10 protein-coding genes are annotated in these 13,463 nt (G+C 64.5%); 8 read left to right on the top strand and 2 right to left on the bottom strand.

Annotation, left to right across the window (positions count from 1 at the left end; genetic code table 11):
- Positions 1 to 958 precede the first annotated feature (958 nt).
- Positions 959 to 1,525, bottom strand: a complete 567-nt coding sequence (locus F2P44_RS15900; protein WP_167088054.1) for a recombinase family protein — start codon at positions 1,523 to 1,525, stop codon at positions 959 to 961.
- Between the two features lie 288 nt (positions 1,526 to 1,813).
- Positions 1,814 to 3,055: a cation:proton antiporter gene (locus tag F2P44_RS15905; RefSeq protein ID WP_167088056.1), complete on the bottom strand. Its 1,242-nt coding sequence runs from the start codon at positions 3,053 to 3,055 to the stop codon at positions 1,814 to 1,816.
- A 299-nt stretch (positions 3,056 to 3,354) separates the two neighbouring features.
- Here F2P44_RS15905 and F2P44_RS15910 point away from each other — a divergent pair, with 299 nt between their 5' ends.
- Genes F2P44_RS15910 through F2P44_RS15940 form a run of 8 tightly spaced genes read left to right on the top strand, consistent with a single transcriptional unit; the run spans position 3,355 to position 13,462 of the window.
- On the top strand, positions 3,355 to 3,771 hold the full coding sequence (locus F2P44_RS15910; RefSeq protein WP_167088058.1) for a DUF2170 family protein: 417 nt from the start codon (positions 3,355 to 3,357) through the stop codon (positions 3,769 to 3,771).
- 10 nt (positions 3,772 to 3,781) lie between these two features.
- Complete coding sequence (locus F2P44_RS15915) at positions 3,782 to 4,504, top strand: PspA/IM30 family protein (RefSeq protein WP_167088060.1); 723 nt, start codon at positions 3,782 to 3,784, stop codon at positions 4,502 to 4,504.
- Positions 4,505 to 4,513: 9 nt separating this feature from the next.
- The gene (locus F2P44_RS15920) at positions 4,514 to 4,855 is read left to right on the top strand and encodes a hypothetical protein (protein ID WP_167088062.1); all 342 of its coding nucleotides are present in this window, start codon (positions 4,514 to 4,516) and stop codon (positions 4,853 to 4,855) included.
- Between the two features lie 45 nt (positions 4,856 to 4,900).
- Positions 4,901 to 5,542, top strand: a complete 642-nt coding sequence (locus tag F2P44_RS15925) for a ubiquinone biosynthesis protein (protein ID WP_167088064.1) — start codon at positions 4,901 to 4,903, stop codon at positions 5,540 to 5,542.
- Between the two features lie 29 nt (positions 5,543 to 5,571).
- Complete coding sequence (locus F2P44_RS15930; RefSeq protein ID WP_167088066.1) at positions 5,572 to 7,647, top strand: flotillin family protein; 2,076 nt, start codon at positions 5,572 to 5,574, stop codon at positions 7,645 to 7,647.
- A 49-nt stretch (positions 7,648 to 7,696) separates the two neighbouring features.
- Positions 7,697 to 8,230 (top strand): TFIIB-type zinc ribbon-containing protein, encoded by a 534-nt coding sequence (locus F2P44_RS15935; RefSeq protein WP_167088068.1) that lies wholly within the window; start codon positions 7,697 to 7,699, stop codon positions 8,228 to 8,230.
- A 4-nt stretch (positions 8,231 to 8,234) separates the two neighbouring features.
- Entirely contained in the window at positions 8,235 to 9,980 is a 1,746-nt protein-coding gene (locus F2P44_RS35105) for a DNA repair ATPase (protein ID WP_223165045.1), read from the top strand.
- A gap of 14 nt (positions 9,981 to 9,994) precedes the next feature.
- Positions 9,995 to 13,462: a DUF7902 domain-containing protein gene (locus tag F2P44_RS15940; protein ID WP_223165046.1), complete on the top strand. Its 3,468-nt coding sequence runs from the start codon at positions 9,995 to 9,997 to the stop codon at positions 13,460 to 13,462.
- Position 13,463 lies beyond the last annotated feature (1 nt).

Raw genomic sequence — 13,463 nt, forward strand, 5'->3', positions numbered from 1 at the left:
GCACAGCTTGACGACAACGACACATCCCGCGGTTTCCTCCTTCGCGGCTTGCCCAACGCCGGCCGGAGACGCTTGCGTGCATCAGTTTGAGTCTGTGACGGCGGCCGGCATCGGACAACCCTTAACGTAAGCGGTCATCCCGAGTTGCCGGTGCTGCCGATATCGCTGGGCGGCGCCAGTGAAATATTATGGAAAGCAAAATTAGCTTGTGGCCCCGCTGCGTACGGCGTTTCAGACAGCAGCTTTTCATAACCATCCGCTTTCCATAAGAACGGAAAACCGGGTTAAGGGGTGTGGTTTCATGATCCGTCCAAAAAAAGAACAAGTAGTCTATTCGCGACCGATCCGAAATAATTTGTATGGTTTTCGGTTCAGCCCCGCCTAAGCTTAAGCGCGATTTTTTGCCCTATACTACGGAAATGAAGTTCCTACTTACACTGCTGCTCGCATTGGCCTTGGCTGGCAACGCATTCGCGAACGCTACAGCGCAGGCAAACACGTGCTGCGCGAGCGACGAGTGTGACGTTGTCCAATGCCTGGCGATGGGATGCCTACCTGCGGCTAGTCCAATAGCTGCGCAGCGTTTGAGCGTGTTCGCCGCGCTGCCGGCCTTACGGGATCTGCCCGATCAATTTGGCTACTATTTGCCGAGCCGCTACAAGGAAATTTGGACCCCACCGGACTGAACGAGACAAGATTGCCCAACTTTCCCAATTTAATCTCACAACTGGAGTCTCAAATGAAATCGAAAATCGTCAAAATTACAGCAGCCGTCGCGCTTATGGCTACTTCCGCCGTTGCCTTCGCGGCGACGAGTGACTGCTGCGTCAGCGTCGAGTGCTGTATCAAAATGCTTTCCTGCTGCTTCTAAGCGATAGGTAGGTGGGGCGGCGAAATAGCCGCCCCTTTTTTCGCAATTGCGCCCGATAAGGTTGGAAGCGATGAACGGAAAACGAGGTTAGATCGCTGTAGTCATTCTCAGATATTGATAAAGAGTTTCTCGACTGATGCCGAACTCGCGCGCAAGCGTGACTTTTGGCTCGCCGGCACCAGCGCGGCGGCGCAGCTCGACAACTTGGTCGTTCACCAGCGCCTTCTTTCGACCTCGGTAGGCGCCGCGCTGCTTGGCCAATGCGATCCCTTCGCGCTGCCGCTCGCCGATCAAGGCCCGCTCGAACTCCGCGAACGCCCCCATGACTGACAGAAGCAGGTTGGCCATTGGCGAGTCTTCGCCGGTGAAGCTCAGGCACTCTTTGACGAATTCGATTCGTATCCCGCGCTTGGTCAACGTCTGCACCAGCCGGCGCAGATCATCCAAGTTGCGCGCTAGACGGTCCATGCTGTGCACGACTACCGTGTCGCCTTCGCGGGCGAACGACAGCAACGCGTCGAGCTGCGGCCGCTGTGTGTCTTTGCCCGATGCCTTGTCGGTGAACAGCTTATCCACCTGGACCTGATCGAGCTGACGCTCTGGATTCTGGTCGAAACTGCTGACCCGGACATAACCGATGCGTTGACCTCGCAAAACGTGCCTCCTTAACAAGATGTGTCAGGAAAGACTCTATGACCGTTAAAGGCGCATGTCAAGTAATTGCGATACCAACCCTATCCTGACGTATTGCATTGGGGTCGTCTGACATCAGGTTAGGGTATAGCTCAATCTGACACGCCCCTTGGCGAAATCAACGCCGTCAGGTCTTAGCGCCCGATTTTTTCCGTTTCCTCTCTTCACCCCAATCTATTGCACTTGCACATTTTATGCAAGGGCTCGATCCGCCCCTGTGAGCCAGGCGTGGCGCGCGCGGCTGTCCCCTCAGGCCGGCGTTGTCGGAATCCAGCGCCGGATCAGCGTACCGATCGAGCCGCCCTGGACCAGAATCGAAAACACCACCACGGCGTAGGTCAGTGTCACAAGGATCTCGCGTTCGGGCGAGGCCGGCACCGACAGCGCCAGGGCCACCGAAATGCCGCCGCGCAGCCCGCCCCAGGTCAACACCTGCCACGACCCATGCGGCAAGCCGGCCACCCGGCGCGCCAGGGCGACCGGCATCCCGACCGACAGGTAGCGCGCCAGCAAGGTGATGGCAATGGCCGCGACGGCCGCAACGCCGAGCATCGGCGACATGCCGACGACGATCATTTCCAGGCCAATCAGCATGAACAGCACGGCATTGAGGATCGCATCAAGCAACTCCCAAAACGAATCGACGTGCTGGCGCGTGGTGTCCGACATTGCCGAGGCGCGGCCATGGTTGCCCACGATCAGGCCGGCGACCACCATGGCGAGCGGTCCCGAAATGTGCAGGCGGCTCGCCAGCGCATAGCCGCCGATCACCGCGGCCAAGGTGAGCAGCACCTCCTCCTGGTAGCTGTCGATGCTGGCCAGCATGCGATAGGTGATGTAGCCGAGCACCAGCCCGAACGCGATACCGCCGCCGGCTTCGCGCAGCAGCAGCATGCCGGCCTGGCCGGCGCTGGGGGTGCTGCCGCTGACCAGGATGCCGGCGATGAGCGCGAACAGCACCACGCCCACCCCGTCGTTGAACAGCGATTCCCCGGCAATGACCACTTCCAGGCTTTCGGGCGCCTTGGCCGACTTCAAAATGCCCATCACCGCGATCGGATCGGTCGGCGAGATCAGGGCGCCGAACAACATGCAGTAAGTCAGCGAGAGCGGCAAGCCCAGCAACGGCAACACCAGCCACAGCAGGGCGCCGACGACGACGGTCGAGATCACCGTGCCGAACACGGCGAGCATGCCGATCTGCATCCGGAACGCCCGCAGCCGGCTCAAATCCACATGCAAAGCGCCGGCGAACAGCAGGATCGAGAGCATGCCCTGCATCAGGACCCGGCTGAAGTCGACCGACCGCAGCAGCGTTACGGCGGCGTCGTGCATGCCATGGATGCCGAGCGCATTCAAGCCCATCAGGGCCGCCGACAACAGCAGGGCGATGGCCATGATCCCGATGGTGGCGGGCAGGCCGACGAAGCGGTGGTTAAGGTACGCCAGCAAGGCGGTCAAGACAAGAATAACAGCGACAATTTCAAGCATGAATTTCTTTCAAAAACAGAAGCCGCGGGCAGGCGGGCAAGGTGGGCGAATGGCAGCCAGTATATATCGAGTCATTGACAACCCGGCAACATTGAAGCGGATCGTCCGCCCGCTCCGTGCCCAGCGGACGGCAGCGTGAACGGCGGCGGACCGGCGAAATCGCGGCCTTCAAAAATCGCTTCCCGATGCCTTGACATTTTATGTCACTAGATTATACTTTGGACATAATATGTCTCGCAAGCCCTTCAGGGGATGATTGAAGTGACGGAACGTGCAAGGGAAAAATAATGGAAATGGCAATGAAACAGATGATGGGAATCGAGCAGGCCCTGCTGCGCAAGCTCGGCTCGGTCGGTGTCAGCAGCAACCTGCTGCCGCCGGCCGATGCCGACGGCGTACCGGTCATGCGCATCAGTATCGAAGGGCTGGAAGAGCTGCCGGTGTTCATCACCGCCACACCCAGCCAGGTGCTGTGCATTTGCTACCTGTGGACCGAGGCCGAGATCCGGTCCGAGCGCCGCTACGAAATGCTCGACGCGATGATGGACCTGAACATGGCCATCCCGCTGTCGAACTTCGGGCGGGTCGGCGAGCACTACGTGATTTTCGGCTCGCTCGCGCACGACGCCAGCGCCGCCAGCATTGCAACGGATGTGGCGATGGTCGCCGACAACGCGTTCGAAGCGCTCGACGTCTTTTCTGAATTCTTAAAATAGGGAGTCCACCATGGCTGTTTTTTCAAAAATCCTCACCATGCTGCGCGGCGACGTGCATTCGATCGGCCAGAGCATCGTCGACAACAATGCCAACCGCATCTACGAGCAGGAAATCGTCGAAGCCAAGGCCCATGTCGCCACGGCGCGCCAGGACCTGACCGCAGTCATGGCCAAGGAAATGCAGGCCGCGCGCGAGATCGAGCGCCTGCAACGCGACATTGAGCGCTACGAAGCGCTGGCCCTGGAAGCGCTGCAAAAGAACCAGGCGGCGCTGGCCGGAGACGTAGCCGGCAAGGTGGCCGATATCGAAGCGGCCCTGGCCGCGCAAACGCGCGTGCGCGACGAACTGGCCGGCCACATCGCGCGCCTGAAAGACCTGATCCGCGGCGCCGAGGCGGTGCTGCGCGACCATGAACGCGAACTGGCGATGGCCAAGACCACCGAGAGCGTGTACCGGGCCACGGCCACCATTTCCAGCAGCATGGGCAGCGGCGGCGCGAAGCTGATGAGCGCCAAAGAGTCGCTCGAACGCATCAAGCAGCGCCACCAGGACACGGCCGACCGCATGCAGGCGGCCGATGCGCTGGAAAACGAATTCGGCGACCAGGCGCTGGAACGCAAGCTGGCCGTGGCCGGCATCGGCGCCGGGCCTGACCGCAAGGCCGGCGTGCTGGCCCGTTTGCAACAGCGCGCGGCTCTTGCGGCCGGCGCCAGCGGCGACAAGCCGGCGTAAGGGGGCGCGATGGTACGCAGTTCCCCGCGCTGGACAGGATCGGACGCCGCCTTGCGCTCGCTCCAGGTCGCTTTTGACGTTGAAAAGCAGGTGATCGACGCGGTACGTTACGCCGCGTTCAAAAACCAGCTATCGCCCTCGGACCAGATCCGCCACATCCTCGGCTTGCCGTGCACCAGCAAGCCGGTGCGCCCGCGCCTGACGGTCTCGCTCAGCGATGCCGACTACGTCATCCTGGCCGAGCGCTTCGGCCTGGCCGTGGACGACAAGCGCAAGATCAAGGAATCGCTGCACCAGGCCCTCATCGAGTTTGCCACAGAGCAGCAAGGCGCCGGCGACCAAGCACCCTAGTCATTTGGCCATACACGACAACGACAACAAGAAGGCGACCCTGGCATGACTCTCTGGCAGCTATTAAGCAGTTTTCCGACCGCCATCCCCACGGTGCTGCTGGCCGTTTTGCTGGTGTTCTGGGCCATGTCGATCGTCGCCTTGGCCGACATGAGCGACACGGTCGAGCTGCATGCGGACCTCGCCCATGGCGCCCACGACCTGCCCGACTTTCACACCCTGGCCGGGTATCTGGTGGCGCTCGGCCTGGGCGGGGTGCCGCTGTCGGTGGTGGCCAGCGTGCTGGTGTTTTGCACCTGGCTGTCGACGGCCCTGCTGCACCAGTACCTGCTGGCGTGGCTGCCGACGGCGGCGCTGCGCACCCTCGCCGGCGTGGCCGTGCTGCTGTTTTCAAGCGGCTTGTCGATTCCCATCGCGGCGCGCGTGCTCAAGCCGCTGCGCGGCCTGTTTGTCAAGCACGCCGCGCGCAGCAACAGCAGCCTGGTCGGCCTGGACTGCCGCATCACCACCGGCAAGGTGGACCACACCTTCGGCCGCGCCGATGTCGACGCCCACGGCGCCAGCATCAACATCCGGGTCTGGGCCGCCCTGCCGAATGCGCTGGCCCGGGGCGGACGCGCCATCATCGTCGCCTACGAACCGGCTACCGGACACTACGAAGTACAAGCCGCACCCGACGTTTTTTAACGACCAACTATTAGAACCTGAAAGAAATCATGGACATTCTGTTGCTCTCGATCGGTATCCTTACCGTCTTCGTGCTGGGCTCTTTGGCGCTGTTCTCCAAGTTTTACCACAAGGTCGAACAGGGTCACGTCATGATCATCAACACCTTGCGCGCCGAGCCCGAAGTCACCTTCACCGGCGGCATGGTGTATCCGGTCATCCACAAAAAAGAGATGATGGAAATCTCGCTGAAAACCATCGAGATCAAGCGCCTGGGCAGGGAAGGCCTGATTTGCCAGGACAATATCCGCGCCGACATCGAAGTCACCTTCTTCCTGCGGGTCAACAAGACCACCGAGGACGTGCTGAAGGTGGCCCAGGCGGTCGGCTGCGCACGGGCATCGAACCAGCAAACCCTGGAAAACCTGTTCGCCGCCAAGTTCGCCGAAGCGCTCAAAACAGTCGGCAAGGGGATGGACTTCGTCGAGCTGTACCAGGCGCGCGACCGCTTCCGCGACAACATCATCCGCCAGATCGGCGACGATCTGTCCGGCTACGTGCTGGAAGACGCGGCCATCGACTACATCGAGCAAACCCCGCTCGACAAGTTGGACGGCCATAACATCCTCGACGCCCAGGGCATCAAGAAGATCACCGAGCTGACGGCCATCGAAAACATCCGCACCAACGAACTCAAGCGCGATCAAGAGATGCGCATCAAGAAAAAGGACGTGGAGACGCGCGAAGCGATCCTCGAACTGGAACGCCAGCAAGCCGACGCCGAATCGCGCCAGGGCCGCGAAGTGAGTTCGGTGCGCGCGCGCGAACAGGCTGAAACGCTGAAAATCCAGTCCGAGGAATTGACCAAGTCCGAACTGGCGCGCCTGCAATCCGAACAGCTGGTGATGGTGCAGCAGGAAAACACCACGCGCGAGAAGGAAGTGGCCGAGAACAACCGCAAGCGCGCCGTGGCCATCGAGGAAGAGCGCGTCACCCGCGCGCGCCAGCTCGAAGTGGTCGACCGCGAAAAGGAAGTGGCGCTACAGACCATCGAGAAGGAAAAAGCCATCGAAGTGCAGAAAAAGGCCATTGCCGACGTGGTGCGCGAGCGCATCGTGGTCGAACGCACGGTGGCCGAGCAGGAAGAAGCGATCAAGGATGTCCGGGCGCTCGCCGAGGCCGACCGCCTGAAAAAATCGGTCATCATTGCGGCCGAAGCGGCCGCCGAGGAAAAGCTGGTCATGACGGTCAAGGGTGCCGAAGCGTCGGAGCGCTCGGCCAAGCACCGCGCAGTGCAAGACCTGACCGCCGCCGACGCTGCTCTGAAAGTGGCCGAACGCAACGCCGAAGCGCAAAAGCGCGAAGCCGAAGGCAAGCAAGCCGAACTGGCCGCGCCGGGCTTGGCCAGCGCCAAGGTGATGATCGCCTCGTCCGAAGCGATCCTCAAGCAGGGCACGGCCGAAGCGGAAAGCACGCGGCTGCGCATGCACGCCGAAGCGGCGGGTGTGGAGCGGATGGGTCTGGCGCAAGCGGCCGTCAAGAGTGCCGACGCCGCCGCCACCGCCACCCACGGCGACGCCGAGGCCCAGGTGATCCAGGCGCGTTTCGAAGCCGAATCGAAGGGCCTGGCGCTGAAATTCGAGGCCATGTCGGCCATGAGCGAGCAGACCCGGGCGCACGAAGAGTTCCGCATGCAGCTCGAAATCGCCAACCAGCAGATCAACAAGGGCATCGATGCGCAAACCCTGATCGCCAAGGACCAGGCCGAGGTGCTGGGCAAGGCGCTGCAGAACGCCAGGATCGATATCGTCGGCGGCGAAGGCGACTACTTCGACCGCTTCGTCAAGGCGCTCTCGATCGGCAAGGGCATCGACGCCACCGTCGAGAAGAGCCGCACCCTGCAAGTGGGCCTGAAAGACCACCTCAGCGGCGAACGCGACATGGTGGGCGATGTCCGCGGCCTGATCGGCGCGCTGGGCAGCTCGTCCGGCGAACTGCAAAACCTGACCGTGTCGGCAATGCTGTCCAAGATCGGCCGCGACGGCACGGCCCAGCAGCAGCAAGCGCTGCAAAGCCTGCTGGCCAGCTTCCAGCCGGCGCTGGACGCACGCGCCACAGTCAACTAAACCAGGCGGGGCGCGGTCCCGCCCACACGCACCATTTTCAGGAGTCATCATGATTTGTCCAGCATGCGGCAGCCGCCATTTTGCGCCCGTCAAGATCGAAGGCGGCCTGCCGGCCGAGCGTTGCGCCGATTGCCATGGCGCCTGGGTCGAGCTCGACCGCTACCGGCACTGGCGCAAGGGCCGGCCGCACGTTGCCGCGCCCGAGTACGCCGGCGCCATTTCCCAGGTCAACGAACCGGTGCGGGTATGCGCCAGCACCGGGCGCCTGATGACCCGCATCAAGGTCAGCAACGACAATCCGCTGCGCCTCGACTACAGCGCCATGGCGCAGGCGGTCTGGCTCGACAAGGGCGAGTGGGAACGCCTGCTCGACATGGGCTTGCACGACCAGCTCGACGCGATCGTGTCGGAACGCTGGCAGAACGACTTGAAGCACGCCGCCTCGCGCGAGCGCGCCGAAAAAGCCATGCGCATGCGCTTCGGCGACCCCGCCTACGTGCGCCTGGCGCAGATGCGCACCTGGCTGGCGGCCCAGCCGAACCACAGCGACATGATTGCATTCCTCAACACCAAGGCGGATTAAGTTCATGAGCGACGCACACGCAGCACCGGCGCCGGCCGTATCGGGCGCCACCGACACCGGCACTTCCCAGGACAGCGCGCTCGAATCGAGCAGTGTCGATCTGTTGCGCGCGCGCCTGGGCGAGCACGGCAAATCCCTGCAAGCCAAGGCGGCGCTGCTCAATGCATCGCGCCTGGCCGAATTCGGGCGCCAGGAGATGCTGCTCAAGGCCCGCACCCGAGCCCGCACCGAAAGCAATTGCGTGGCGCGCGACCTGGTCCTGGTGGGCGACGTGCTGCTGTTCGGCTACAAGGTCTTCATGGGTTTGCGCCAGGAAACCCAGGTCGCCGACGTGTTCGCCCTGTACCGCCTGCGCGCCGAAGGCGACAACGCCGAGCTCGAACCCCTCGCGCTGGCACAGACTTTCCTGGACGAGCCGCGCTTCCTGGCCGAGTTCCGCGAGCTGTACAGCTATTACAAGAACGCCCAGCTGGTGCAGTTGCGCGTGCATCAGGGTAAATTGTTGGCCGCCTTCAAGATCGGCGAGCGCATCAGCGACCTGCGGGTGTTCCGCTGGCAGCTGGACGACCAGGGCGCGGCCACCTACATCGACAACCGGGGCGAGCGCGACATTGCACTGCCGCCGGCCCACGATTTCGAGTGGATCCAGAGCACGCGCGAGCAGCACGTGCTCGGCAAGCACCCGCACATCAACATCCTCGACACCCTGTTCGTCGAGACGGTCGGCGGCGACCTGACCGTCAAGATCGAAAACAATACGGCCACCGGACTGGGCATCTATGCCGAACCGGTCGAGGACCGCAACCAGTCGCTCAACGATGGCGACATCGCCTACGCCGCCGTGGGCGAGCTGATCCTGTTGCGCATCAAGCCCTACCGCGAGGAGGTATTCCGCTTCCTGGTGTTCAACCGCCGCACGGCGCAGGTAAGGCGGATCGACGCCATCGGCAACTCGTGCGTGCAACTGCCGGAAGACCACGGCATCGTCTTCCCCGAAGGCTACATCCTGCAAAGCGGCGATACCAAGGTCTGCGCCGACATGCCGCAGGGCTTGCGATTTGAGCGGCGCGTGGTCTCGCCCAATGGCGAGGACGTCCTGTACGTGTTCTACGGGGTGGAGCAGGGCGTGTACGTCCTGCTCACCTACAATATGATCGGCAAGACCTTGGCGCAACCGCTGGTGGCGCACGGCTACGCCCACTATGCGGACGGCAGCATGCTGCTGTTTTCCGCCGAAAGCGAGGAAGCGAGCCGCAACCACGCCATGCAGCTGTGGCAGACCGGATTCGTGAGCGACGAGCATGACGCGCTGCAGGCGCCGCGCCAGAGCTACCTCGGCAAGATCGGCAACCGCGAGCTGGTGCGCGGCCTGTCGGAGCTGCTGTCGCTGGCCCGCGCCGTGCGCGAGCAGGCCGACGCCCCGCGCGACCAGTTGCCCGGCCGCTTAGTGTTCGAAACGCTGCTGCGCCAGTGCCGCCGCATCGCCGACGCCTTCCACTGGCTGGGCACGCCAGAGGCGCATGACGCCGGACGCGACGTGCACGCCATGATCACGGCGGCCGAGGCCACGCTCGATGAATTCGACAAGGCCGCCGCCGTGCGCCGCGAGGCCGCCGCCACCGTGGCCCAGGCCGCGCTGTCGCAGCGCCAGCTGCTCACCGACCTCGCCAGCCGCCTGTGGCAGTCGCCGGCCGACTTCGCCGACGCCCTGGCGCGCTCCGGCTGGCGCGCGGACGCCTGGCCAGCCTGAAGCAACAGCGCTACATGGATGTAGCCCGGCTCGACGCGCTGGACCAGGAACTGGCGGCCGAAGAGGCGCGCGTGGCCGCCAATACCGTCACCTTCCTTGCGCGCGACGACGCCTTTGCCCGCTTCACCGAGGAACTGGCCACGCTGCGCGCCCAGCTGCCGGACATGCAGACCACGGCCGCACTGGGTCCGCTGGGCGACACGCTCGACCGGGACGCCGCGCGCCTGGACGGCCTGACCGAACTGCTGGGCACCTTGGCGGTGGGCGACGCCACCGTGCGCACCCGCATCCTGAACACCCTGTCCGGCATCTACGCCGACGTCAACAAGCTGCGCGCCCAGGCGCGCCAGCGGCGCAAGCAACTCGCGCAGGGCGAATCGGCCGCCGAGTTCGCCGCCCAGTTCCAGCTGTTCGGCCAATCGGTCGACAGCGCGCTGGAGCACAGCGACTCGCCGGACCGCTGCGACGAGCTGCTGACCCGCCTGCTGGCCCAGCTGGAAGACCTGGAAGCCCGCTTCGCCGAGCACGAAGACTATCTGGCGGAAATCGGCCACAAGCGCGAATCGGTGTATGAAGCGCTGGAAGGGCGCAAGCAGGCCCTGCTGGAACAGCGCGCCCGCCGCGTCCAAGCCATCGTGGAAGCGGCGCGGCGCATCCTGGCCGGCGTGCCCAAGCGCCTGGTGCAACTGAACGACGCGGCCCAGCTGGAAGCCTATTTCGCAGCCGACGCCTTGCTGGCCAAGCTGCGCGCCAGCATCGCCGAGCTGCGCAAACTCGGCGGCGCGGTGGGCGCCGACGACCTGGCCGGGCAATTGAAGGCGCTGCGCGAGCAGGGCCAGCGTTCCCTGCGCGACCGTAACGAGCTCGTGACAGGCAACACCATCCGCCTCGGCCAGCACGTCTTCACCGTCAACCAGCAGGCGCTCGACCTGGCGCTGGTCACGCATGAAGGGCGGCCGGCGTATCACCTGGCCGGGACCGACTATTTCGCGCCGCTGGCCGATGCGCGCCTGGACGCGCTGCAAGCGCACTGGGGCTTCGAGACCGTGTCCGAAAGCAGCCAGGTGTACCGGGCAGAATACCTGGCCTGGCAAGTGGTGCAGGCGGCGCAGCGGGGCGAGGCCGGCATGGAATGGGGCGCCCTGGCGCAGGCCGCGCGCGGCCCCGCCGACCCGGCGCTGGACGAGGCCGTGCGGCGTTTCGCCGCGCCGCGCTTTCACGAGGGTTACCAGAAAGGCGTCCACGACCACGACGCCAGCCTGATCCTGCGCCAGTTGCTGCCGATGCTGGAACAGGCCCGGCTGCTGCGTCACAGTCCGCTGGCACGGGCCGTCGCCCTGATCTACTGGCAACACCTGGCAGCGTCCCCCGAGCTTCAAGCCACGGCCCAGGCCGCGAAGGACCAGGCACAGCAGGCCGCGCTGATGCTCGCCCAGTTCGGCAGCGACCGCATGGGCCGGCAAGTGGCGGCGCAGTTCGCCCTGGCCTTGGGCGACTTTGTGGCGTGGAACGAGCTCGACATCGCCCCCTGGCTCGACAGCGCGACCGAAACCGCGGCCAGCCTGCTCGGGCAGGCCGCCGACTACCTGCTGGCCGAACTGGGCGCGCAGGCCGCGCCGCACGAATGGGTCGCCAGCCGCGCCGGCACCGACTTGGCGCACGCCCTGCGCCAGTACCTGGAACGGCAGGCCATCGCACTGCCGTGGCTGGACGCCGCGCTCGGCTGGCGTCGCCGCTGGCAGCTGGCCACCGAATGGCTGCACGCCTTCACGCTGCGGGAGCAGCACGACCTGGCGCTGCTGCCGGAAGCGGCGGCGTCCCTGTTGTGCGACCTGCCGCGCCGCATCGAGCCGGCCGCGCTGGCGGCAAGGGTCGACGGCTTGCTCGGCGAACATGCGCGGGTACATGAACAAACCATGATGCTCCAGCTCAACGACTTCCTGCGGCGCCTGACGTGGCACGCCGACGTGATCGTGGCGGCCTGCCAGCAGTTGCAGCAGTTGCGCCAGAGCTTGGTGCAGGAAGAAAAGCGGCGCCTGCGGCTGGAGCAGTTCCAGGCCAGGCCGCTGTCGAGTTTCGTGCGCAACCGCCTGATCGACGAAGTCTATCTGCCGCTGGTGGGCGAGAACCTCGCCAAGCAGATTGGCGCCGCCGGCGACGCCCGCCATACCGATTCGATGGGCATGCTGCTGCTCATCTCGCCGCCGGGATATGGCAAGACCACCCTGATGGAATACCTGGCTGACCGTCTCGGCATGATCTTCGTGCGCATCAATTGCCCGGTGCTGGGGCACGCGGTCACCTCGCTCGACCCGGCCCAGGCGGCCAACAGCGCGGCCCGGGCCGAACTGGAGAAGCTGAATCTGGGCTTGGCGATGGGCAATAACGTGATGCTCTACCTGGACGATATCCAGCATACCCATCCGGAATTCCTGCAAAAATTCATCGGCCTGGCCGACGGCACGCGCCGGGTCGAGGGCGTGTGGCAGGGCGCCAGCCGCAGCTATGACCTGCGCGGCAAGCGCTTCGCGATCGTCATGGCCGGCAACCCCTACACCGAGTCCGGCGCGGTGTTCAAGATTCCCGATATGCTGGCCAACCGGGCCGACATCCACAATCTCGGCGACGTGCTCAGCGGGCGGGAAGACGTGTTTGCCATGTCCTACATCGAAAATGCGCTGGTATCGCATCCGGTCCTGCAAGCGCTGGCGATGCGCGACCCGCGCGACGTGGCGCGCCTGATCCGCATGGCGCAGGGCGAGGCGCTGGCCACGGGCGCACTGGCGCACCCGTACAGCAGCGCCGAGGTGAGCGAGATCGTCAAGGTCCTGCAGCGCCTGTTCAAGGTGCGCGACGCGCTACTGGGCGTCAACATGGCCTACATCGCCTCGGCGGCACAGGACGATGCCTACCGCACCGAGCCGCCATTCAAGCTGCAGGGCAGCTACCGCAACATGAGCAAACTCACGCCCAAGGTGTCGGCGCTGATGAACGATGCCGAACTCGATGCCTTGCTGCGCGACCACTATCGCGGCGAAGCGCAAACCTTGACCAGCGGGGCCGAGGAAAACCTGCTCAAGCTGGCGCACCTGCTGGGCCAGCCGAGCGAGGCCGAGCAAGCGCGCTGGCACGCGCTGGTGGACGATTTCGTGCGCCTGCGCAAGCAGGGCGGGAACGATGCCGATGGCGCCACCCGCGTGGCCAACACCCTGTCCGAGATCGGCAAGCAGATCGCCGCGCTGGCCCGGCACGTGGCGCCGGCGGTGCACGTGACCGTGCCGGAACAGGCCAGCCTGCAAGATGCCGTGCTGCGCCTGGCGGACAGTTACGAACAGGCCTTGCTGCCCTTGATCAGCGCCATGAACCACAAGATGCGGCTCGACCACAGCATCTGGGACCATGTGCGCGACAGCGGCGCCGATATCAAGGAGATCGAAAAACGCCTGGCCCGGCTGTTCCCGCAGGAAGGGAGCCAGCCCTAAG

It is taken from the genome of Massilia frigida, assembly GCF_011682175.1.
Taxonomy (GTDB): Bacteria; Pseudomonadota; Gammaproteobacteria; order Burkholderiales; family Burkholderiaceae_D; genus Telluria_A; species Telluria_A frigida.